This window comes from Pseudomonas sp. AC136 (genome assembly GCF_979258585.1).
Window position 1 is genome coordinate 4,928,599 of the sequence record NZ_OZ409865.1, and the last position, 22,353, is coordinate 4,950,951.

A 22,353-nucleotide genomic window follows, 5' to 3' on the forward strand; every position below is an offset into this window, starting at 1 on the left:
AGCAGGACCTTTTTGATCGATGGGGTTAGGGAACCCATGGAAACGGCGCGCATTCTACCTGCTGCGCGCACCGCGTGCTTACTGGCGTCGGACTCGGCTGATGGGTGGAGTTATGGCGCTGGGATGTCGGTGTGATCGACCTCTACCGTATGGCCAGGACCCAGTTCCATCAGCACGTAAAACTCGCCATCGGGGCGGGGGAAGGTGAAGCTCGAATCCTCGCCCAGCTTGCCGGTGATCAGTGGCTTTTCATCGTAGCCAATCACATCCAGCGCGGCGCCGGGCAGGGCGGTGCCGTCTGACAAACCGCCGTTGCAACGCACTTGCCCGTCGGCCACAGGCTGGCACTGGCAATACAGACCATGGGCTTGCGTGTGGGGGCTCAGGCCGAGTGCAAGGCTGGCGAGTAGCAAAGGCAGGGCGCGGTTCATGGGCGGGCTCCGGGTTGGCGTTCTAGCCAACTCACCAGTGAGGGCGAGGCGGTGGCGAGTGGAATGGCTGTCTGGTGCACGCTGCCGTCCCAGCCTTCGACGGTCAGCCACAACTCGCTGCCGGCCGTGGTGTTGCGTGGCACCACCACTTCGGCCATCAGCCGGTACGGGCTGCCCGACAGCAACGCGCCGGCGGTGCGCAAGCTGCGCGGTTTGCCGATGCGCAAGTAAGCCGCTTTCACCTGCGGCAAACAGCGCTCACACAGCGCAACAGTGAATTCCTTCATGTTGCCGGCCTGCCCTTCGGCTTCCGGGTCGCCCGCGTGCCACTCGGCCACACGGGCAGACCACGGGCCGACGGTGAACTCGCCGATGTCGCGCTCACCCAGCCCTAATGTGCCGCGAAACATCGCTGCGTTCTGCAAGTAAGCGGGCATGAAACCCAGCGGAATCAACACCAGCAAAATATTCAGATGAAAGCGGTATTTGTGCCACAGGCGGTGCAGGGCTGGTTGGCGGCGTGGCGCAGTGATGGCTTTGTTCATGGCTGCACCTCCGACGCCGGGGTAAGCGTGGCGGCAGCATCCGGACGAACCCGCTGCGTTCGTTTGGCCAGGTTGGCAGTGGCTTGCACGGTGCGCTTACTCCAGATCAGCAAGCCGCTAAGCACCATCATGCTCAGCACCAAACCGAAGAAAAACCAGATCAGCTTGATCCATATCCCGCCGAAATCGCCGGTGTGCAGTGGGCGCATCGACTCGGTGACGAACTCCAGCGCGCTGCGGTCTTGCAGCAGGTTGGCGCCGGCTACCGCGCCGGTGTACGGGTTGATCTCGGCGGTTTGATACATCAACGGATACCAGCCGCGCCCGCCGACGCTGTAATGGCTGAAGGCATCTTCGGGCATGGAAATAAAGCTGATGTCGAGGCCGGGAATCTGCGCTGCGGCGATGGCGGTGATTTGATCCAGGCCCAGTTGCGGCGGTGCCAGACCGTCTGCAGTCAGCGCTATTTCCTGGCGGGAAACAAAAGCCGGTGGGCCTTCGGTGGAAATTGAAATGTGCAGATCGGACAGCAGCGCCTCGATCAGGAACCAGGTGCCGGTGATGGAAATGACCGCGATAAACCAGATCGACCAGATGCCGCTCAGGCGATGGAAGTCGCCCCAGAAAATTCGCGCGCCTTGGTTAAAGCGCAGGCGCGGGGTGAAGAAGCCTTTCCAGAAGCGCTTGTACACCACCAGTCCGGTGATCAACGACACCAGCATGGGCAAGCCAAGCAGTGACACCAAATACCAGCCCCAGCTATAGCCATTGGTGAACGGCACCAGCCACCAGCCGTGCAGCGCGCGGGTGAAGGCGCTGAAGTCGAACGTCGGGCTGACGCCCTGAATCGCTCCGCTATAAGGGTTGATATACAAGCGGTAGGTGCCGCCGCCCGGTTCGCTGACCTGAGCGGTGAGGGCGAAATGCGATTCGTCGGGGGTGGCCAACCATTCCACCGCCAGCTTTGGCCGCTCTTTGTGGATGGCGGCCAATACCTGGCCATAGCTCAACGGCTGGGCGTCGTCGTTCGGTTGGCTGGCGCGGATGTCCGGGTTGGCCAGCCAGACAATTTCCTGGCTGACCACCGCCAGCGTGCCGGTGACGCAAACGATTAGCAGGAAAAACCAGATGGGCAGCGCCAGCCAGCTGTGCACGAGAAACCAGGTTTTTGCGCGGGTTTTTTTCGACATAAACAAAAAGGGCTTAACTGGAGGAAAGGACCAGCGCTACACAGCGCTACGAAAACGCGGGGGCGGAAAGTCGTGGTTTCAGACGTCCCTATGTACAAGACGGATAGCGTGGGCAAAACCCGCACCGGCAGATGCAAGAAAATGTGTCCAGCGTGGCGAGGCAGAAGCGGGACGGAAAATTTTTCGACCTATCGTCAGAATCTTTTGCGGTTTTTTGCCGGCTCATCCGTCTTGTTAATAAGGCGCCACATTTTTCCACGAGCGCCAGGGTCAAGGAGTGGCACATGAAACGAGTGAACAGACCGAACGAGGGCAGGGTGGCTCTGGCAATGGCGAGTGGATACGACGTGGCGATGTCTTTCAGCAAACGCGAGGTTCAACCATGAACCAGCCTCAAATGGCGCGCCTGAGCAGCTTGCCCGCTCAGCACAGTAACCAGCGCTTCAAACGCATCCTCGGCGCCGCTGGCCTGAAATGCAGCCAGCCGCGCTTGAAGATTCTCGACGTGCTGTGCGAATGCAGCGAACAAGGCCAGGCCCTGACGTTGCAGGAAATGCATGCGCGATTGATTGACGCCCAAGTGCCGATATCCCAACTCTGCCTCAGCCAGGCGCTGCGCCGCATGTGGCAAGGCGGGTTGGTGTGGCGTAACGATGCGCAGGGCTATGCGCTGGTGTCGGATGCCTTGGATATGGCGGGGCAGCGTAGGGCGGGGTGAGGGCGTTTCTCGCCTGGATTTGCTTCGCCTCTGTTCGAGCTGTCGGCAATCAGATTTTCTGCGGGGAAACCGAAACCCGCTCAGCCACCACCGTCATCCCCGCGAACGCGGGGATCCAGGCTCGATCAGGCGTACCGCAGCGGTGAATTTTTGAGCCGTTTTTACTGACGCCAGGGTTTAGCGAAACGGGTTGCAAGTACCGTCCGGCTCGCGATTCTGGATTCCCGCGTGCGCGGGAATGACGGCGATACGCAGACAAGCTGAGTACTTTCGAGACCTGGTTGCTCTCAGCGAACAATAAAAAAGGGATGCCAACTGGCATCCCTTTTTTTACCGCGCTAAATCAGCGCGAAGGCTTAAACGAGCGGTTTGTTCTCGTTCTTGTCTTCTTCTTTCTTGGCGTCGTCTTTCTCGGAAAACTCGGCAACTTCTTCCTGCGCTGCCGGTAGCTCGGCGCTGGTTTCGTCAGCCTTAGTTTCCTCGACGTTGCTGTCAGCAATCACAGCCGGCTCAGCCACGTGCACCGGAGCAGGCTCGGCCGCGTCGTCCTGTTTGGCTTTTTCTTCTTCCACGGTGTGCTCAACATCGGCAATCGCGTGAGCGGTAATGCCAACGGGCTCGGCGGCAGCAACGGCGTCGACCACCGATGCCGATGCTTCTTGAGCTTCCTTGGCCAAACGCTCGGCTTCACGCTGACGGCGACGCACTTCGCGTGGGTCGTTCGGCGCGCGGCCATTGCTGGTTACGACGGGAGCGGGCTCGGCTACCACTTCGGCAACTACGGCCACTTCCACTGCTTCAACTACAGGAGCCGGAGCGGTTTCAGCTGGAGCGGGAGCAGTCTCGGCAGCCGGAGCAGCTTCAGTTACAACCGGTGCTTCGTAAGCTGGCGCTGGAGCAGCAGGCGCTTCGTTGACGCTCGCCTCTACAGGCGTGGTGCCTTCAACGGCGCTGGCTTCAACCACGGCGGGTTCAGCTACAAGCGGTTCAAATGCAGGCGCTTCAAATGCAGGCGCTTCAACGACCGCCTCAACCGCAGGCGCTTCAACCACAGCAACAGGTTCGCTGTGCTCGGTCGCGGCGGCTTGGGGCTCGTTTGCAGGCTCAACCGGTGCAGCTTCTGCGGTGTGCTGGTCTGCAACGATTTCGCTGACAGCCACGGCGGCGGCCGCAGCTACGGCAGTGGCAACTTCAGCGGTAGGCGCTTCGGTGCGCTGAGCTTCAGCGTTGCCGCTGGCCTCTTCGTTACCTTCTTCGCTGCCTTCGATGATGTTGCCGTTGGCATCACGCTGACGCTCACGACGGTTGCTGCGACGGCGCTGACCGCGCGAACGGCGACGTGGACGGTCACCGCCCTCGGCATGTTCCTGGTCGTCGTCGTGCTGCTCGTCGGTGTTCAGCAACTCTTCTTCGCTACCGGCGGCATCAGCAACAGGGCGCAGTTGGCGTTCTTCACGCGGCGCTCGTGGCTGACGCTCTTCGCGCGGTTTGCGCTCAACTCGCTCTTCGCTCGGCGTTTCCTGACCTTGTGCGTCCAACGGCTCACGCAGTTCGCGTTGTGGGCGATCTTCACGTGGGGCGCGGTCTTCACGCGGTGCACGTGGCTCACGCGGTTTGCGCTCTTCACGCGGGGCGCGAGGTGCGCGCTCTTCACGGGGAGCCTGGTCTTCACGCGGCTCACGGGGCTCGCGGGCTTCGCGCGGTGCGCGTTCTTCGCGGGGCTCGCGTGGCGCGCGCTCTTCACGAGGACCACGGTCTTCGCGCGGCTTGCGCTCTTCGTCACGACGGCCGCCACGGTTGCGGTTCTGCTGACGACCGTTGCGACGCTCATCGCTGCGCTGAGGGCGGTCGCCAGTGGTTTTCTTCTCGACAACGACCGGCTTTTCTTCTTCCTTGCCGGCGAACAGGCTGACCAGCGACTTCACCAGGCCACGGAACAGGCTTGGTTCAGCGGCGGCAACAGGTTGCTCGGTAGCGACAGGCGTCGGTGCGGCGCGTTGCGGGGTGGCCTTGATGGCGGCTTCCTGGCGAACCAGGGTGCGAGTCGCAGCTGTTTGCGCGACTTCTTCCACTTCGGCGGCAGCCATTTCGTAGCTCGACTGGGAGGTCTGAGCTTCAGGGCTATCGTCACGGATTCGCTGCACTTCGAAGTGCGGCGTTTCCAGATGGTCGTTCGGCAGAATCACGATGCGGGCGCGAGTACGCAGTTCGATTTTGGTAATCGAGTTGCGCTTCTCGTTAAGCAGGAACGCAGCAACCGGAATCGGCACTTGAGCGCGAACTTCGGCGGTGCGGTCTTTCAGAGCTTCTTCTTCGATCAGGCGCAGAATTGCCAGCGACAGCGACTCAACGTCACGGATGATGCCTTGACCGTTGCAACGCGGGCAGACGATACCGCTGCCTTCGGCAAGGGAAGGGCGCAGACGCTGACGGGACATTTCCAGCAGACCGAAGCGCGAGATGCGACCCACTTGAACACGGGCGCGATCTGCTTCGAGGCTTTCGCGGACTTTCTCTTCCACAGCGCGCTGATTTTTCGCAGGCGTCATGTCGATGAAGTCGATAACGATCAGGCCGCCGATATCACGCAGGCGCAGTTGGCGCGCGATTTCTTCAGCGGCTTCAAGGTTGGTTTGCAGCGCGGTTTCTTCGATGTCGCTGCCTTTGGTGGCGCGCGCCGAGTTGATGTCGATGGACACCAGGGCTTCGGTTGGATCGATGACGATGGAGCCGCCGGACGGCAACTTCACTTCACGCTGGAAGGCGGTTTCGATCTGGCTTTCGATCTGGAAACGGTTGAACAGCGGTACGCTGTCTTCGTACAGCTTGATCTTGCTGGCGTACTGCGGCATCACCTGGCGGATGAAGCTGAGGGCTTCTTCCTGGGCTTCGACGCTGTCGACCAATACTTCGCCGATGTCCTGGCGCAGGTAGTCGCGGATGGCGCGAATGATGACGTTGCTTTCTTGGTAGATCAGGAATGGAGCGGAGCGGTCCAGCGATGCTTCTTTGATCGCGCTCCACAGTTGCAGCAGGTAATCGAGGTCCCATTGCATTTCTTCGCTGCTGCGGCCAAGGCCGGCAGTGCGCACGATCAGGCCCATGTCGCTTGGCGCGACCAGACCATTCAAGGCTTCACGCAGCTCGTTGCGCTCTTCGCCTTCGATGCGACGCGAGATGCCACCGGCACGCGGGTTGTTAGGCATCAGAACCAGATAACGACCGGCCAGGCTGATAAACGTAGTGAGGGCGGCGCCCTTGTTGCCACGTTCTTCTTTTTCAACTTGAACGATAACTTCCTGGCCTTCGCTCAACACTTCTTTAATGTTGACGCGGCCTTCAGGCGCTTTCTTGAAGTATTCGCGGGAAATTTCTTTGAGGGGCAAGAAACCGTGGCGCTCGGAGCCGAAATCAACAAAAGCGGCTTCAAGGCTAGGTTCGATGCGGGTGATTTTGCCTTTGTAGATGTTGGCCTTTTTCTGCTCACGAGCGCCCGATTCAATATCGAGGTCGTAGAGTTTCTGACCATCTACCAGTGCGACACGCAACTCTTCAGGTTGAGTCGCGTTAATCAGCATTCTTTTCATGTAGTACCGTCGGTTTCCGGGCTGCCGGAAACGGCGTTCGGCACACACGACTCTCAGGGTCGGTGTCAGGGCTCGTCAGAAACGGTTGTAAGTCGTTCCATGTCTAACAACGCCGGCCAACGGGGCCGGGGTGGCGACAGACGTCTCCTGCTTGCTGTTGTGAAACAAGCACTTGGTCAGGAGGAGGAATCAACCATCGGTAGCGGACGAAATAACACGTCTTCTAAAGCTACGCAGTCCGAGGTTGTGCATCTCCACCCTACACGTATCGCTGAAAATCGGGTGCCGCTCGCAGAATCTGCAGCGGGTTGGCATTTACCGCTAACTTCCCCGAGGGTAGTTAGCGCGTCATGGCTCAAGGCGTTATTTCCGGAATATTCGTGGCCTTTTCAGCCATCTATCTTTGAATATTCCGTGGGACGGCCTTACGTCCAGAATTACGTTGCACACGGGAGGGGCTTGCAAAGGTGGGCAAACATCCGCAACCGGGCCGCTTTTGGCGGCGTTCGGGACTATAGCAGCAATGATTAAGTGCTTCAAATCAATAAAAAATTGTTATGATCGCGGCCATGACAGAACCCACCCCTCCGACCTCCGGCGTCCAGCTGCTCGAGGTTGAACCGGAACTTGCCGGTCAGCGAATCGATAACTTTCTGCGCACTCGCCTCAAAGGAGTGCCGAAAACCTTGATTTACCGAATTTTGCGTAAAGGCGAAGTTCGCGTGAATAAAGGAAGGATCAAACCCGAATACAAATTGCAGGCAGGCGACATCGTTCGCGTGCCGCCTTTGCGCTTGTCCGAGCCTGATGAAGAAGTGCCGCTGGCCCAGGGGCTGCTGCAGCGCCTGGAAGCGTCGATTGTGTTCGAAGACAAAGCCTTGATCGTGATTAACAAGCCGGCCGGCATCGCCGTTCACGGCGGCAGCGGCTTGAATTACGGGGTGATCGAGGCCTTCCGCCAGTTGCGCCCCGACTGTAAGGATCTTGAGTTGGTGCACCGGCTGGACCGTGACACCTCTGGCCTGCTGATGATTGCCAAAAAACGCAGCATGCTGCGCCATCTGCATGAGGCGCTGCGCAAAGACGGCGTCGACAAGCGTTACATGGCGTTGGTGCGCGGGCATTGGGCGACCGCGAAGAAGCAAGTGAATGCGCCGCTGCTCAAGAGCAACCTGCGTTCCGGTGAGCGCATGGTGGAAATCAACGAAGAAGGGAAAGAGGCGCTGACGCTGTTCCGCGTGCTGCGCCGCTTCGGCGAATTCGCCACGTTGGTGGAAGCCAAGCCTGTAACTGGCCGTACCCACCAGATTCGCGTGCATGCCAAACATGCCGGGCATTGCATCGCAGGCGACTCCAAATATGGCGACGACGATTTCACCCGCGAGATCCGTGATTTGGGTGGGAAGCGTCTGTTCTTACACGCCTATGAATTGCACGTGCCGCTGCCTGAAGGTGGCGTATTGAAGTTGGAAGCGCCGGTCGACGATATGTGGCGCAAAACCGTGGAGCGTTTGAGTGTCTGATTACCAGCTGCTGATCTTCGACTGGGACGGCACTCTGGTGAATTCCATCGGTCGTATCGTGGCAGCGCTGCACCAGGCGGCTCGCGAATGTGATTTGCCACCGCGCAGCGACACCGAGTTGAAAGCCATCATTGGCTTGGGTTTGCCCGAAGTAGTGGTGGCGCTGTATCCCGATCTAAAGGATGCAGATTTAGCCCATCGCTATCGCCAGTCCTACAGCGAGAACTACCTAAAGCTTGAATCAACCCCGTCTGCGCTGTTTCCCGGCGTGGCGGAGGCGATGACGGCGTTTCGTGAGGCCGGGTATCAACTGGCGGTAGCGACAGGGAAAGGGCGGCACGGCCTTGACCGTGTGCTGGCCGATCAAGGTTGGAGCGAGTTTTTCGACATCACCCGCTGCGCCGACGAAACCGCGAGCAAGCCGGAGCCGCTGATGCTGGAACAGATTCTTGCGTTTTGCGGTGTGCCGCCGGAGCGCGCCTTGATGGTCGGCGATTCGGTTTTTGACCTGGAAATGGCGCGCCGGGCTGGTATGGATTCGGTGGCTGTTGGGTACGGTGCGCAAACGCTGGAAACGCTGAGTCAGTGTGGTCCGCGACTGAAGATCGAACATTTTTCCGAGCTGCGCGCCTGGTTGGAATCGCGCGACGCTCGACCAACGCTAGGGGCGAGTGAATATGTCGAACGAGTTGAATGACGACAAAAGCTGGAAGTTGCTGGAGAAAACCCTGCTGGCCAGCGTGCAGGAACAGCGTCGGGCTCGGCGCTGGGGCATTTTCTTCAAGGCGCTGACCTTTATTTATCTGTTTGGGGCCCTGGCGCTGTTTTCGCCGGCGCTGAATTTTTCCAAAAGCGGCGGCTCGCGCAGCGCGGCTCATACCGCAGTTATCGAAATTCGCGGGATGATTGCGGACCAAGAAGCGGCCAGTGCCGACAATATTGTCGGAAGCTTGCGCTCTGCCTTTGAAGATGCGAATACCAAGGGCATCGTCCTGCGTATCAACAGCCCAGGCGGCAGTCCGGTGCAGTCCGGTTATGTTTATGACGAAATCCGCCGTCTGCGCGGTGAGCACCCGGACATCAAGGTGTACGCCGTAATCGCTGACTTGGGTGCGTCAGGTGCGTATTACATCGCCAGCGCCGCTGATGCGATTTATGCCGATAAGTCCAGCTTGGTTGGCTCGATTGGGGTGACGGCGGCGACGTTCGGCTTTGTCGGCACCATGGAAAAGCTCGGCGTTGATCGCCGTGTTTACACCTCAGGCGAGCACAAGGCATTTCTCGATCCGTTCCAGCCGCAGAAGCCACAGGAAACTGAGTTCTGGCAGGGCGTGCTGACCACCACGCACAAGCAATTCATCGCTGCTGTGAAGCAAGGTCGTGGTGACCGTTTGAAAGACGCTGAGCACCCGGAGCTGTTTTCCGGCTTGATTTGGAGTGGCGAGCAAGCGCTGCAGTTGGGCTTGATCGACGGCCTGGGCAACACCAGTTCCGTAGCGCGTGACGTGATCGGCGAGAAGGAATTGGTGGATTACACCGTGCAAGAAACGCCGTTCGACCGCTTCGCCAAGAAGTTGGGCGCCAGCGTGGCGGAGCATGCCGCCATGTGGATGGGCTTTTCCGGGCCGACCTTGCGCTGATTGATATTGCGTTTAGCTTAAATCGCGGCTGAAGCCGGTCCTGCAGAGGTTTGCTCTTCGTGGGAGCGGCTTCAGCCGTGATGCTTTTCAGGTCCTATATAAAGGAAGGCGTTAGGGAATGCTCACGCCTTCCTTCAGCAGCATGTCCACCAGGCGAATCAGCGGTAAGCCGATCAGGCTCGTCGCGTCACTGCCTTCGGTGGCGCGGAAAAGGCTAACGCCCAGTCCTTCGGCCTTGAAGCTGCCTGCGCAGTCATACGGCTGCTCTGCTTCCAGGTAACGCGTGATGCGCTCAGCGTCGAGCTCGCGAAAGTGCACTGTGAACGGCACGTGGTCGACCTGGCAGATTCCGCTTTCGCTATTGAGCAGGGCCAGTCCGGTAAGAAATGTCACGCTCTTACCGCTGGCGTTGCTGAGTTGGCGATGGGCGCGAGCGAAGTCGTGGGGTTTGCCGAGCACCTCATTACCTAGTACGGCCACTTGGTCCGAACCGATGATCAGGTGGTGCGGATAGCGCTCGGCAAGCGCTCTGGCTTTTTGTTCCGCCAGGCGCAGCACCAGAGCTTGGGGTGTTTCGTCGGCAAGGCGCGTTTCGTCGATATCCGGGCTCGCACATGTAAAGGGCAAGCGAAGTCGGGACAACAGCTCGCGACGATAGGCAGAGCTTGAGGCGAGGAGGAGCGAAGGCATGGCTATTCCTTTGTTATCGCTGCGATTCTACTCAGCCAACCCCTCGGCGCCCAGGCTGAATTTCCCTTTGACAGAGCAGGGGTGCATCCCTAGAATGCTGCGCCTATGTTGAATGGCCCGATTCCTCCTCACGTTGATCCGCGCAAACTGGCAGATCGTGGTGCCACCCTTGAAGGTGAGCTGCCGCTAGCCAGTTTGCAGCGTCTCTGCGATCCGCTTTCCGACGATGTCGGTGTCGTCCGTGCGAAGTTTGTTTTCGAACGCGATGAGCGCAGATCGCCAGTGATGCATAGCTCGATCGACGTTGAGGTCAAGATGGTTTGTCAGCGTTGTCTGGAGCTGGTCGCCCTGCCTATACACAGCGAGTGCAGTTACGCTGTGGTGAAAGAAGGTGGGAATACCCAGTCTGTGCCGCAAGGCTACGACGTGCTGGAATTGGGTGAGGATCCATTGGATCTGCCGGCGTTGATCGAGGAGGAGCTGTTGCTCGCCTTGCCCATCGTCCCTATGCATGATCCAGAAGATTGCCAGCAACCGGCAGGCCTTGAAGAGCCTGAACCGAGCGAGGACGAGGTATCGCGGTCCAACCCGTTCAGTGTATTGGCACAGTTAAAGCGTGACCCAAACGTTTAGGAGTTATTAATTATGGCTGTTCAGCAGAACAAAAAATCCCGCTCCGCACGCGATATGCGTCGTTCGCACGACGCTCTCGACGCTGCAACTCTCTCCGTAGAGAAGAGCACCGGTGAAGTTCACCTGCGTCACCACGTATCGCCAGAAGGCGTATACCGTGGCCGTAAAGTGATCGACAAGGGCGCTGACGAGTAATCCTTGTCCGCTCCGATCATCGCGATTGACGCAATGGGTGGGGACTTCGGTCCCCACAGCATTGTTCCAGCCTGCATTGCTTGCTTGGCTGAATTCCCCTCGTTACACCTGGTCCTCGTCGGCCAAACCTCCTTACTGAATGAACTCATCGCACGCCATCCGGGTGTCGATCGCGCTCGTCTGCATCTTGAGCAGGCCAGCGAGGTCATCGCGATGGATGATCGTCCTGCCCAGGCGTTGCGCAGCAAGCCCGACTCTTCAATGCGCGTGGCGCTGGAGTTGGTGCGAGACGGTCGCGCGCAAGCGTGCGTCAGCGCCGGCAATACTGGCGCGCTGATGGCGTTGTCGCGTTATTTATTAAAGACGCTGCCCGGTATCGACCGTCCGGCAATGATGACGGCCATCCCAACCCAGCGCGGCCATTGCCAGTTGCTGGACCTGGGCGCAAACGTCGATTGCAGCGCTGAACATCTTTACCAGTTTGCCGTGATGGGCGCCGTAGCGGCCGAAGCGCTTGGTGTCGTACGTCCGCGCATTGCGCTATTAAACGTGGGCACCGAAGACGTTAAAGGCAACCAGCAGGTGAAACTGGCAGCGAGTCTTTTGCAGCCCGTCGCTGAATTGAATTACATCGGTTTTATCGAAGGCGACGGCCTGTATCGTGGCGAGGCCGACGTGGTGGTGTGCGACGGTTTTGTCGGCAATATTTTGCTGAAGTCCAGCGAGGGGCTGGCGTCGATGATCTCGGCGCGGATGGAGGCGCTGTTCAAGCAGAACCTCGGCTCTCGATTGATTGGATCGCTGGCGTTACCGGTCCTCAAACGGTTGAAAGGCGAACTTGCGCCCGCGCGACATAACGGCGCCAGTTTTCTCGGTTTGCAGGCCATCGTGGTAAAAAGCCATGGCGCTGCAGGGCCAGAAGGCTTCGAAAGCGCCATTCGCCGAGCGGTCATGGAAGTACGCGAAGATTTACCCCAGCGCCTGCATGGGCGTCTCGAACATCTGTTGTTGTAATGCGTAACCGCCGATGTGACTGCACTCGGTGGCCCGTCATCCAACTGTCAGTTTGTTAGGCACGACTGGCTCGTGCGTAATTCTCCCGACGATAAGACCATTAGGGACCGTTCAACATGTCTGCATCCCTCGCATTCGTCTTCCCAGGCCAAGGCTCACAGTCTCTGGGAATGCTAGCCGAGCACGGCGCACAGCAACCGCTGGTGCTTGATACCTTTGCCGAAGCTTCTGAAGCTTTGGGATATGACCTCTGGGCGCTGACCCAGACCGGTCCGGAAGAAAACCTCAATCAAACCGACAAAACCCAGCCCGCCATTCTGGCCGCTTCGGTTGCGCTGTGGCGTGTCTGGTTGGCCGAATCCGGCGCGCGCCCGGCATTTGTCGCCGGGCACAGTCTGGGCGAGTACTCGGCGTTGGTCGCCGCAGGTAGTCTGGAATTTGCTGATGCGGTGAAACTGGTCGAGCGTCGTGGTCAGTTGATGCAGAAAGCGGTTCCGGCCGGGCAGGGCGGCATGGCAGCCATTCTCGGGCTGGAAGATGCGGATGTGTTGGCGGCTTGCGCTGAAGCGGCGCAGGGTGATGTGGTTAGCGCGGTGAACTTCAATGCCCCAGGCCAAGTGGTAATTGCCGGTTCGGCTGCGGCGGTGGAACGCGCCATCGAGGCGTGCAAAGCCCGTGGTGCCAAGCGTGCAATGCCGTTGCCGGTCAGTGTGCCGTCGCATTGCGCGTTAATGCGTCCGGCGGCCGAGCAGTTCGCCGAGTCGGTTACTGCCATCGCCTGGAAAGCGCCGCAAATTGCGCTGGTACAAAACGTCAGCGCGGCCGTGGTCGACGATCTGGAAGTGCTCAAGCGCGACTTGCTTGCCCAGCTTTACAACCCGGTTCGTTGGGTTGAATCCATCGTGCGGCTGTCCGAGGCGGGCGTTACCCACTTGGTCGAATGCGGTCCTGGCAAAGTCTTGTCGGGCCTGAACAAGCGCTGTGTCAAAGGCATCAACACCTACAATCTCGACACCCCAGACGCCTACGCCGCGACCCGCGCGGCGCTCGCCTGATTAGGAGAAGCTTCCATGAGTCTGCAAGGAAAGATCGCGCTGGTCACCGGCGCCAGTCGTGGTATTGGGCAGGCCATCGCCCTTGAATTGGGCCGTCAGGGCGCAACCGTTGTGGGTACCGCTACGTCTGAATCGGGTGCTGCGAAAATTACCGAGTACTTCAAAGCCAACAGCATCGAGGGCGCTGGCCTGGTCCTTGATGTTGGCAGTGACGAGTCTGTAACCAGCGTGTTGGACGCTATTTCGAAGCAGTTCGGTGCACCGCTCATCGTCGTTAACAACGCGGGGATCACTCGCGACAACCTGATGCTGCGCATGAAAGATGAAGAATGGCACGACGTTATCAACACCAATCTCAGCAGTCTGTATCGCGTCACCAAAGCGGTGCTGCGCGGTATGACCAAGGCGCGCTGGGGCAGAATTATTAATATCGGTTCGGTGGTGGGCGCCATGGGCAACGCCGGGCAGGTAAACTACGCGGCAGCCAAGGCCGGGCTGGAAGGTTTCAGTCGTGCCCTGGCGCGTGAAGTAGGTTCGCGGGCGATTACCGTTAACTCGGTTGCGCCAGGTTTTATTGACACCGATATGACCCGCGAGCTGCCCGAAGCACAGCGTGAAGCGCTTCAGGCACAGATTCCGCTGGGCCGTTTGGGCCAGGCCGAAGAGATCGCTAACGTGGTGTCTTTCCTGGCTTCCGATGGCGCAGCTTACGTGACCGGGGCTACTATTCCCGTGAATGGCGGAATGTATATGAGTTGAATGTGACGCCGCCCTGCGGAAAACTGTCATACGAGCTGTCTAAAATCCGTTATAAAGCTGCAACTGGTTTATAGACATATCGTTGGAGTGATCCAGAAGGGCTACGGCATTCAGCTTGAAATGCGCAAAACCCTTTCTATACACTTACACACAGACCAGCTGCCTGGATTTGTTCATTAGGAGTGAAAACAAGGTATGAGCACCATCGAAGAACGCGTCAAGAAAATCGTTGCCGAGCAACTTGGCGTCAAGGAAGAGGAAGTGACCAACAGCGCTTCCTTCGTCGAGGACCTGGGTGCCGACTCTCTTGACACCGTTGAACTGGTGATGGCTCTGGAAGAGGAATTCGAAACCGAAATCCCGGACGAGCAAGCCGAAAAAATCACCACCGTTCAGGAAGCTATCGATTACGTTACCGCTCACGCGTAATAACCCGTAATCGTCGACTCCCGACCTGGAAAAGCCGCACTGCCCACAAGGCGTGCGGTTTTTCTTTAAGCGTCCGTCGGACGCTGTGTAAACGCATAAGAGGAGATTGCTGTGTCGCGTAGACGCGTCGTGGTCACCGGTATGGGCATGTTGTCGCCCCTGGGTACCGATGTTCCAAGCAGCTGGCAGGGCATTTTGGCCGGCCAAAGCGGTATTGGCCTGATCGAGCATACGGACCTTTCTGCCTTTTCCACCCGTATCGGTGGTTCGGTGAAAGGCTTCAACGTCGAGGAATACCTCTCGGCCAAAGACGCTCGCAAAATTGACCTGTTCATTCAGTACGGGCTCGCAGCCAGCTTTCAAGCGGTGCGTGATGCCGGGCTGGAAGTCACCGACGCCAACCGTGAACGCATTGGCGTAGCCATGGGTTCGGGCATTGGCGGCCTGACCAACATTGAAAACAACTGCAAAGCCCTGTTCGACCAAGGCCCGCGGCGTATTTCGCCGTTTTTTGTGCCGGGTTCGATCATCAACATGATTTCCGGCTTCCTGTCGATCCACCTGGGTTTGCAGGGGCCGAACTACGCCATCGCCACGGCCTGTACCACCGGTACGCATTGCATCGGCATGGCGGCGCGCAACATTGCCTACGGCGAAGCCGACGTGATGATCGCCGGAGGCGCTGAAATGGCCGCCTGCGGTCTGGGCATTGGCGGTTTTGCCGCTGCGCGGGCAATGTCTACGCGCAACGACGACCCAACTCGCGCCAGCCGTCCGTGGGACAAAGGCCGTGACGGTTTCGTACTCGCCGACGGCGCCGGCGCTCTGGTACTTGAAGAGCTTGAGCACGCCAAGGCACGCGGTGCGCATATCTACGCCGAGCTCATCGGTTTCGGCATGAGCGGTGACGCTTACCATATGACTTCGCCGCCCGAAGACGGCGCCGGCGCCATGCGCTGCATCCGCAATGCCCTGCGCGATGCCAACGTCAATACTGACCAGGTCCAATACATCAACGCCCACGGCACCTCGACGCCTACGGGCGACTTGGCTGAAGCCCAAGCGGTTAAAACCGTTTTCGGCGATCACGCGTACAAGTTGGCGGTCAGCTCGACCAAATCGATGACCGGCCATCTGCTCGGTGCTGCCGGTGCTGTGGAGGCAATCTTCAGCGTGCTGGCCATTCGTGATCAGGTCGCACCACCGACCATCAACCTGGAAGAACCGGACGAAGGCTGTGACCTCGACTTCGTTGCCAACGAAGCACGCCAGATGCCCATCGATATCGTGGTGTCCAACTCGTTCGGCTTTGGCGGCACTAACGGCTCTCTGGTGTTCCGCCGGTTCACCGAGTGATGTTGAGCTGGGTCGATGGACGCCCAGCAGAGGCCGCTTCCGTTACGGATCGCGGCCTTGCCTACGGCGACGGCCTGTTCGAAACCATCGGCATCAAACGCGGCAGCCCGCAGTTGCTTGAGCGCCATCTGGCGCGACTCGCCGAGGGCTGCACGCGCCTATCCATTCCCGCTGACCTTGCGCACATTCGTAGCGAGTTGCTGGCCTTTTCGGCCGAAGTGGGCGAGGGCGTGGCCAAGCTCATCGTCACTCGCGGCGATGGGTTGCGTGGCTACGCGGCGCCAACGAATGCCACGGCGCGACGCATTCTGGTGGCGTCTTCTTTTCCTGCGTATCCGGCCGTCAACGCCGAGCAAGGCATTCGCTTGTTCCCGTGCGTCACCCGCTTGGCCGAGCAGCCGCTATTGGCCGGCCTCAAACACCTCAATCGGCTTGAGCAGGTGCTGGCGCGCTCCGAATGGCACGACAGCGAGCACGCTGAAGGGCTGATGCTGGACGTGTCCGGCCGCGTGATCGAAGGCGTTTACAGCAATCTGTTTATCGTTCGCGACGGCGGGTTGATCACGCCCGAGCTAAGCCGCTGCGGTGTCGCCGGCGTGATGCGTGCCGAGCTGTTGGCGCGCGCTGAAGGTCTCGGCCTTCAGGTGTCGATCGAGGCGGTCAGTCAGGCGCAATTGCTGGCGGCCCACGAGGTGTTCGTCTGCAATAGTCTGTACGGCGTTTGGCCGGTGTGTGCGCTGCAAGCGCATCGCTGGCCGGTTGGACCGCTCACCCGTAAACTTCAACGCCTTGCCCGCGACCTACTGGACTGCTAATTCGTGATTCGAAAATTACTGCTGCTATTGGAAGGCGGAGTGCTGCTGGCTGGCCTGCTGCTGGCGTTCTTCGTGTGGCAGCAAAACAGCGCGCTGAAACAGACGCTGAATGTACCAGCGGGTTACGTCATGGAAGTACCCGCCGGCGCGACGCCGGGCGGCGTGCTCAATCGATTGGAAAGCGAAGGGGTGCTTAACGGCGCGTTCTGGCTGCGAATATACTGGCGCTTCAACCTTTCCGGGCAAGCGCTGCATAGCGGTGAATACCAGCTCAATCCAGGCGCGACGGCTAAAGACATGCTGACCCTCTGGCAGCGTGGCGATGTCGTGCAATACAGCCTCACGCTGGTGGAAGGCTGGAATTTCCGTCAGGTGCGCGCGGCCTTGGCCAAGCAAATCAAACTGGAACAGACCATCACCGAGCTTACGGATGCGCAAGTCATGGAGCGCATCGGTCAACGTGGCGTTTTCCCTGAAGGGCGATTCTTTCCCGATACCTACCGCTATGTCCGTGGCATGAGCGATACCGATCTGCTCAAGCAAGCCTTCGCGCGGCTGGCCGCTGTGCTGGATGAAGAATGGAAACAGCGCGACACCAACGCCGACCTGCCCTACAAAGACGCCTACGACGCGCTGATCATGGCCTCGATGATCGAGAAGGAAACCGGCGTGCCGCAAGAGCGTGGGCAGATTGCTGGCGTGTTCGTTCGTCGGCTGCAACAGGGCATGCAGTTGCAGACCGATCCCACCGTCATTTACGGCTTGGGCGAGCGTTACACCGGCAAATTAACCCGCGCCCATCTGCGCGAGGCTACGCCTTACAACACCTACATGATCGCCGGTATGCCGCCCACACCCATTGCCATGGTGGGTCGAGAGGCCATCCATGCGGCGCTTCATCCGGTCGACGGCAAGAGCTTGTATTTTGTCGCCCGTGGCGATGGCAGCCATGTATTCTCCGACGACCTCGACAACCACAACCGAGCAGTGCGCGAGTTTCAGCTCAAGCGACGCGCCGACTACCGCTCCAGCCCCGCGCCCGCGCCGGCTGTGCAATAGCTATTGAAAGGACCACCCGTGACTGGCCTGTTTATTACCCTCGAAGGCCCGGAAGGCGCCGGCAAAAGCACCAACCGCGAGTACCTGGCCGAGCATCTGCGGGCTGCAGGGCTGGACGTGGTGCTCAGCCGCGAGCCTGGCGGCACGCCGCTTGCCGAACGTGTTCGTGAATTGCTGCTGGCCCCCAGCGATGAGCGGATGGCGGCCGACACCGAGCTGCTCCTGGTTTTCGCCGCCCGTGCACAACATCTGGCGCAGGTGATTCGCCCGGCGCTCGCCCGTGGTGCCGTGGTGCTTTGTGACCGTTTCACCGACGCGACCTACGCCTATCAGGGCGGCGGTCGTGGCCTGCCGCAGGATCGTATCGCCGAGCTTGAGCGCTTTGTTCAGGGCGACTTGCGGCCTGATCTGACCCTGATATTCGACTTGCCCGTTGAGGTCGGCCTGGCCCGCGCCAGCGCGCGTGGCCGGCTGGACCGGTTCGAACAGGAGGGCAGGGCGTTCTTCGATGCGGTTCGTCACGCGTATCTGCAACGCGCCGAAGCGCACCCGCAGCGCTATCGCGTGGTGGATGCCGCGCAGTCACTCAGCGACGTGCAAGTAGCGCTGGATGGCCTTCTACCCGAGTTACTGGAGCGCGCCCGTGGCTGAGGTTTTTCCCTGGCAGACCAGTCTTTGGCAAACCCTGGCTGGCCGCGCGCAGCACGCGCACGCTTACTTGTTGCACGGCCCTGCGGGGATTGGTAAACGGGCGCTGGCAGAAAACCTGATGGCCGCGCTGCTTTGCCGCGCACCAGAGAATCTGCGAGCGTGTGGCAAGTGCAAATCCTGCGTGTTGCTGGCCGCAGGCACCCATCCGGACAACTTTATTCTTGAGCCCGAAGAGGCCGACAAAGCCATAAAGGTCGACCAAGTGCGCGAGCTGGTGGGGTTTGTGGTGCAAACGGCGCAGCTGGCGGGCCGCAAGGTTGTGCTGGTTGAGCCTGCTGAATCGATGAACCTGAATGCGGCGAATGCCTTGCTGAAAAGCCTGGAAGAGCCGTCTGGCGACACCGTGCTGTTGCTGGTGTGCCATCAACCGAGCCGTTTGCTGCCTACGGTGAAAAGCCGCTGCGTGCAGCAAGCCTGTCCGTTGCCGAGCGAAGCGCAGAGCATGGCGTGGTTGGCGGAGGCATTACCCGATTGCAGCGCCGAGGAGCGCGTTGAGCTGCTGACCCTGGCCGCCGGCTCGCCGTTGAATGCCGTCAAGTTGAATGCTCAAGGCGTTCGCGAGCAGCGTGCACAGGTCGTCGACGGCGTGAAGAAACTTCTCAAGCAGCAGGTGGCAGCGAGCCAGTTGGCCGAAGGCTGGAACAGCATTCCGCTGCTGCAACTGTTCGACTGGTTTTGCGAGTGGGCGCAGCTGACGCTGCGTTACCAGCTCACCAAAGACGAAGACGGTTTGGGTTTGGCCGATATGCGCAAGGTGGTGCAGTACCTGGCGGACAAGTCGGGGCAGGCCAAGGTGTTGGCGATTCAGGAATGGCTGCTGGCGCAGCGTCAAAAAGTATTGGGCAAAGCCAACTTGAATCGCGTTTTGCTACTCGAAGCACTGCTTGTGCAGTGGGCAAGCCTGCCCGGACAAGGCTAGAATCAGCCCTTGAATCAGTAAGCTAGGAATGCAGCATGAGCATGCCACCGAATCTTGGCCCGCGTAACGGAATCCTGTCCCTGACCATCAAGGACAAGTCCGTGCTCTATGCCGCGTACATGCCCTTCATTAAAAACGGCGGTTTGTTCATTCCTACGAACAAAAGCTACAAGCTGGGCGACGAAGTGTTTATGTTGCTCAACCTGATGGACGAACCGGAAAAAATTCCGGTCGCCGGTAAAGTCGTATGGATTACCCCCAAAGGCGCCCAAGGCAATCGTGCCGCTGGCGTCGGCGTGCAGTTCAACGACGGCGATAACACCGCCCGCAACAAAATCGAAACCTACCTCGCGGGCGCGCTGACTTCCGACCGCCCGACCCACACGATGTAAGCCCCGCTGCGCATGTTGGTAGATTCCCACTGTCACCTTGACCGCCTCGACCTCGCCATTCACGGCGGCTCCCTGGATGCTGCGCTGGACGCCGCGCGGGCGCGGGGCGTCGGCCATTTCCTTTGCATCGGCGTCAGTGCCGATAACGCCGCCGCCGTAAAAGGTTTGGCCGAGCGCTACGCCGACGTGGACTGCTCCGTTGGCGTGCACCCGCTGGACCTCGAGCCCGGCGCCGCCCCGGCGCTGGACTGGCTGCTGAACGAGCTGAACCACCCGCGCGTGGTCGCCATTGGTGAAACCGGCCTGGACTACCACTACGAACCGGAAGCCGCCGAGTTGCAGCGCGAAGCGTTTCGTCTGCATCTGGAAGCGGCGAAAATCACTGGCAAACCCGTCATCGTCCACACCCGCGAAGCTCGCGCCGATACGCTTGAACTGCTGCGCGAAGCTGCCTTGTCCACCGCCGGCGTGCTGCACTGCTTCACCGAAGACTGGCCCATGGCCAAGGCCGCGCTCGACCTGGGCTTCTACATCTCCTTGTCCGGCATCGTCACCTTCCGCAACGCCGACGCCTTACGCGAAGTCGCCCGCCAAGTGCCCGCCGACCGCCTGCTGGTCGAAACCGACTCCCCCTACCTCGCCCCGATCCCGTATCGCGGCAAACCCAACCTGCCCCAATACGTGCGCGAAGTCGCCGAATTCCTCGCCAACCACCGCGGCGTCGACTACGAAACGTTCGCCCAGCAAACCACCGAAAACTTCAAACGCCTGTTCCCTCTTGCTCACGTAGCAGAGTGATCGGCAGTCACCTCTGAAGTAATCGAGTCACCCGCAAAAGCATCGAGGCTAAAGCCTCTCCCACAAAAAACCCGCCAGCATTTGCCTCTGCCTTTGCCCTTAGCGAGCAAAGCAAAGCCGCCCTTGATCTCGCCTTTGCCCCTAGCGAGCAAAGCAAAGTCGCCCTTGATCTCGCCTTTGCCCTTGGCGAGCAAAGCAAAGCCGCCCTTGATCTCGCCTTTGCCCTTGGCGAGCAAAGCAAAGCCGCCCTTGACCTCGCCCTTGCCCTTGGCAAGCAAAGCAAAGCCGCCCTCGACCTCGCCCTTGCCCCTGGCCAGCAAAGCGAAGCCGCCCTTGATCTCGATCTTGATCTCGCTCTTCATGGCCAAACGCACATTTCGCTTTTAGAGCGTCGCGAGCGAAGGTATGGCAAGGCGGACTGGGTGGGAGAGAGCGGAGTTGGCATCAAGCCAATGAGCATCTCGCACACCCAGTCCAACGCAGCCAGACCGAGCGCAGCAGCTATAAAACCGAAATGAAAAAAAACCCGGACTCTGGGGGATGAATCCGGGTTAAGACCATTAGGAGTAAATCAAGGTACACAGTCCACGGTACCTTGGCTGGCGCGGCACTTGGGGGAGATGCCCACGCCAGTAACCATCAGTATTGGCGAACTTCGCTGATCCGCCAGTGCCGCCAACCGCCTGCTTAAACATATTTGGAATACCGGCGCCGCTGTTGAGTGCTCAGCCAGCAATTGCCTGCTGGAGCACCGCCAGGGTTTCCTCGATCACCCGCGCTTCGGTGTAAAAGTGCGGCGACAAACGGATGCCTTTGCCGCGCGGAATGCACACCACGTCCTGCGCTTTCAATTTCTGATATAGCGCCTGCGTGTCATGCCCATCAACGCTAAAGGTGATGATGCCCGCCCGCCGCAGCGGATTCAGTGGCGAATGCAGCGTGAGGCCGGGCAGGGCGGTGAGCCCGTCTTGCAGCCATTGCACGCGCTCTTCAATCAACTCGCCCACGCGCACCATGCTCACTTCCTCCAACAGCGACAGGCTCGCTTCAAGCGCCATGGCGCCGAGCATGTTCGGGCTGCCGCATTCGAAACGCCTGGCGCTGCGGGCAGGCTCCCAGTCGGTGCGTGTGTAGTCGCCCATTCGCTCGAGCATGTGCCAGCCGTATTCGTGCAGTTTTAGTTGCTCACGCATTTCCGCACGGCAGTAGAAAACCCCCAGCCCTTCAGGGCCGAGCAGCCATTTGTGCCCATCGGCCATGGCGAAGTCGCATTGATTGGCTTGAACGTCGAACGGCTGCGCGCCCAACTGCTGGATGGCGTCCACGCAAAACAGCACGCCGCGCTGGCGGCAGCCATGGCCGAGCTTGGTTAAGTCCAGGCGCAGGCCGCTGGCAAATTGCACGGCGCTGATGGCCATCAAACGTGTTTTCGGGCCGCAGGCGTTGAGCAGGTTCTGCTCGGGGTCGAGACCGCTAAGGCTTACTTGCACCACCTCGACGCCCAATGGCGCCAGGGCCTCCCATACCACGCGGTTGGACGGGAACTCTTCATCGCTGATGATGATTTGCTCGCCTGGCTGCCAGTCCAGACCGAACGCCACAAACGACAGAGCCTCGGAAGTGTTTTTCACCAGCGCCACGTCGTCGGTGGACGGCGCATTAAGCAGACGCATAAAGCGTTCGCGCAGGCGCTGCTCAATATTCATCCAATCGGCATAGTCACGCGCGCCCAGCAGCACGTTCTGTTCAGCGAACTGCGCAACTGCCTGCGCGGCGCGTCGTGGCCATGGGGCAACGGCGGCGTGATTGAGATAGCGCAAGCCAGGATCTTGCATAAACTCGTCATGAAAGGCGTACATGGTCTGATGATCCGTGCAATTTGGCACTAAATAGG

Annotated in this window: 24 protein-coding genes; 17 read left to right on the forward strand and 7 right to left on the reverse strand. The window is 59.7% G+C overall.

What is annotated here, in order from left to right; all coding sequences use genetic code 11:
- Positions 1-110: 110 nt before the first annotated feature.
- Genes ACZZZU_RS22080 through ACZZZU_RS22090 form a run of 3 tightly spaced genes read right to left on the reverse strand, consistent with a single transcriptional unit; the run spans position 111 to position 2,166 of the window.
- Positions 111-431 (reverse strand): hypothetical protein, encoded by a 321-nt coding sequence (locus ACZZZU_RS22080; protein ID WP_122496797.1) that lies wholly within the window; start codon positions 429-431, stop codon positions 111-113.
- Positions 428-976 (reverse strand): thiamine pyrophosphate-binding protein, encoded by a 549-nt coding sequence (locus ACZZZU_RS22085; protein WP_463551822.1) that lies wholly within the window; start codon positions 974-976, stop codon positions 428-430. Before ACZZZU_RS22085 ends, ACZZZU_RS22080 begins: the two co-directional genes overlap by 4 nt.
- A complete protein-coding gene (locus ACZZZU_RS22090) occupies positions 973-2,166 on the reverse strand; it encodes a PepSY-associated TM helix domain-containing protein (protein ID WP_463551823.1) in 1,194 nt (397 codons plus the stop codon). The genes ACZZZU_RS22085 and ACZZZU_RS22090 overlap by 4 nt, the downstream gene beginning before the upstream one ends.
- Before the next feature lie 382 nt (positions 2,167-2,548).
- Here ACZZZU_RS22090 and ACZZZU_RS22095 point away from each other — a divergent pair, with 382 nt between their 5' ends.
- A complete protein-coding gene (locus tag ACZZZU_RS22095) occupies positions 2,549-2,884 on the forward strand; it encodes a ferric uptake regulator family protein (protein WP_122496804.1) in 336 nt (111 codons plus the stop codon).
- Positions 2,885-3,240: 356 nt separating this feature from the next.
- Here ACZZZU_RS22095 and rne read toward each other — a convergent pair whose 3' ends face one another.
- Positions 3,241-6,471 (reverse strand): ribonuclease E, encoded by a 3,231-nt coding sequence (gene rne / locus ACZZZU_RS22100; protein ID WP_463551824.1) that lies wholly within the window; start codon positions 6,469-6,471, stop codon positions 3,241-3,243.
- A 569-nt stretch (positions 6,472-7,040) separates the two neighbouring features.
- Between rne and rluC the strand changes: the two genes are divergently transcribed.
- The 3 genes from rluC to ACZZZU_RS22115 are packed head-to-tail and all read left to right on the forward strand — an operon-like array spanning position 7,041 to position 9,634.
- The gene (gene rluC / locus ACZZZU_RS22105; protein ID WP_463382214.1) at positions 7,041-7,994 is read left to right on the forward strand and encodes a 23S rRNA pseudouridine(955/2504/2580) synthase RluC; all 954 of its coding nucleotides are present in this window, start codon (positions 7,041-7,043) and stop codon (positions 7,992-7,994) included.
- A complete protein-coding gene (locus ACZZZU_RS22110) occupies positions 7,987-8,691 on the forward strand; it encodes an HAD-IA family hydrolase (RefSeq protein ID WP_463382215.1) in 705 nt (234 codons plus the stop codon). Before rluC ends, ACZZZU_RS22110 begins: the two co-directional genes overlap by 8 nt.
- Positions 8,672-9,634: a S49 family peptidase gene (locus ACZZZU_RS22115; RefSeq protein WP_122496810.1), complete on the forward strand. Its 963-nt coding sequence runs from the start codon at positions 8,672-8,674 to the stop codon at positions 9,632-9,634. The genes ACZZZU_RS22110 and ACZZZU_RS22115 overlap by 20 nt, the downstream gene beginning before the upstream one ends.
- A gap of 111 nt (positions 9,635-9,745) precedes the next feature.
- On the opposite strand, the gene ACZZZU_RS22120 is transcribed toward ACZZZU_RS22115, so the two are convergent.
- A complete protein-coding gene (locus tag ACZZZU_RS22120; RefSeq protein ID WP_122496812.1) occupies positions 9,746-10,324 on the reverse strand; it encodes a Maf family protein in 579 nt (192 codons plus the stop codon).
- A 105-nt stretch (positions 10,325-10,429) separates the two neighbouring features.
- Here ACZZZU_RS22120 and ACZZZU_RS22125 point away from each other — a divergent pair, with 105 nt between their 5' ends.
- The 13 genes from ACZZZU_RS22125 to ACZZZU_RS22185 all read left to right on the forward strand — a co-directional run bounded on the left by ACZZZU_RS22125 (position 10,430) and on the right by ACZZZU_RS22185 (position 20,459).
- Complete coding sequence (locus ACZZZU_RS22125; RefSeq protein ID WP_463382218.1) at positions 10,430-10,957, forward strand: YceD family protein; 528 nt, start codon at positions 10,430-10,432, stop codon at positions 10,955-10,957.
- Between the two features lie 12 nt (positions 10,958-10,969).
- Positions 10,970-11,152: a 50S ribosomal protein L32 gene (gene rpmF, locus ACZZZU_RS22130; RefSeq protein WP_108097406.1), complete on the forward strand. Its 183-nt coding sequence runs from the start codon at positions 10,970-10,972 to the stop codon at positions 11,150-11,152.
- A gap of 3 nt (positions 11,153-11,155) precedes the next feature.
- Positions 11,156-12,166 (forward strand): phosphate acyltransferase PlsX, encoded by a 1,011-nt coding sequence (plsX, locus tag ACZZZU_RS22135; protein ID WP_463551825.1) that lies wholly within the window; start codon positions 11,156-11,158, stop codon positions 12,164-12,166.
- 116 nt (positions 12,167-12,282) lie between these two features.
- Positions 12,283-13,221, forward strand: coding sequence for an ACP S-malonyltransferase (fabD, locus tag ACZZZU_RS22140; RefSeq protein WP_463551826.1), 939 nt, complete (start codon positions 12,283-12,285; stop codon positions 13,219-13,221).
- Between the two features lie 15 nt (positions 13,222-13,236).
- Positions 13,237-13,980, forward strand: coding sequence for a 3-oxoacyl-ACP reductase FabG (fabG, locus tag ACZZZU_RS22145; RefSeq protein ID WP_122496820.1), 744 nt, complete (start codon positions 13,237-13,239; stop codon positions 13,978-13,980).
- Between the two features lie 195 nt (positions 13,981-14,175).
- Positions 14,176-14,409, forward strand: a complete 234-nt coding sequence (acpP, locus tag ACZZZU_RS22150; RefSeq protein WP_058066290.1) for an acyl carrier protein — start codon at positions 14,176-14,178, stop codon at positions 14,407-14,409.
- Between the two features lie 111 nt (positions 14,410-14,520).
- Complete coding sequence (fabF, locus tag ACZZZU_RS22155) at positions 14,521-15,765, forward strand: beta-ketoacyl-ACP synthase II (RefSeq protein ID WP_122496822.1); 1,245 nt, start codon at positions 14,521-14,523, stop codon at positions 15,763-15,765.
- On the forward strand, positions 15,765-16,580 hold the full coding sequence (pabC, locus tag ACZZZU_RS22160) for an aminodeoxychorismate lyase (protein WP_463551827.1): 816 nt from the start codon (positions 15,765-15,767) through the stop codon (positions 16,578-16,580). The genes fabF and pabC overlap by 1 nt, the downstream gene beginning before the upstream one ends.
- A 3-nt stretch (positions 16,581-16,583) precedes the next feature.
- A complete protein-coding gene (mltG, locus tag ACZZZU_RS22165; RefSeq protein ID WP_463551828.1) occupies positions 16,584-17,639 on the forward strand; it encodes an endolytic transglycosylase MltG in 1,056 nt (351 codons plus the stop codon).
- An 18-nt stretch (positions 17,640-17,657) separates the two neighbouring features.
- On the forward strand, positions 17,658-18,290 hold the full coding sequence (tmk, locus tag ACZZZU_RS22170) for a dTMP kinase (RefSeq protein WP_463382224.1): 633 nt from the start codon (positions 17,658-17,660) through the stop codon (positions 18,288-18,290).
- Positions 18,283-19,269, forward strand: a complete 987-nt coding sequence (locus ACZZZU_RS22175) for a DNA polymerase III subunit delta' (protein ID WP_463551829.1) — start codon at positions 18,283-18,285, stop codon at positions 19,267-19,269. Before tmk ends, ACZZZU_RS22175 begins: the two co-directional genes overlap by 8 nt.
- Positions 19,270-19,304: 35 nt before the next feature.
- On the forward strand, positions 19,305-19,661 hold the full coding sequence (locus ACZZZU_RS22180) for a PilZ domain-containing protein (RefSeq protein WP_108097397.1): 357 nt from the start codon (positions 19,305-19,307) through the stop codon (positions 19,659-19,661).
- 12 nt (positions 19,662-19,673) lie between these two features.
- On the forward strand, positions 19,674-20,459 hold the full coding sequence (locus tag ACZZZU_RS22185; RefSeq protein WP_122496832.1) for a TatD family hydrolase: 786 nt from the start codon (positions 19,674-19,676) through the stop codon (positions 20,457-20,459).
- Here ACZZZU_RS22185 and ACZZZU_RS22190 read toward each other — a convergent pair.
- The gene (locus ACZZZU_RS22190) at positions 20,444-20,821 is read right to left on the reverse strand and encodes a hypothetical protein (protein WP_463551830.1); all 378 of its coding nucleotides are present in this window, start codon (positions 20,819-20,821) and stop codon (positions 20,444-20,446) included. The genes ACZZZU_RS22185 and ACZZZU_RS22190 overlap by 16 nt on opposite strands.
- Positions 20,822-21,184: 363 nt before the next feature.
- Positions 21,185-22,318, reverse strand: a complete 1,134-nt coding sequence (locus ACZZZU_RS22195; protein ID WP_463551831.1) for an aminotransferase class V-fold PLP-dependent enzyme — start codon at positions 22,316-22,318, stop codon at positions 21,185-21,187.
- Positions 22,319-22,353: the final 35 nt, after the last annotated feature.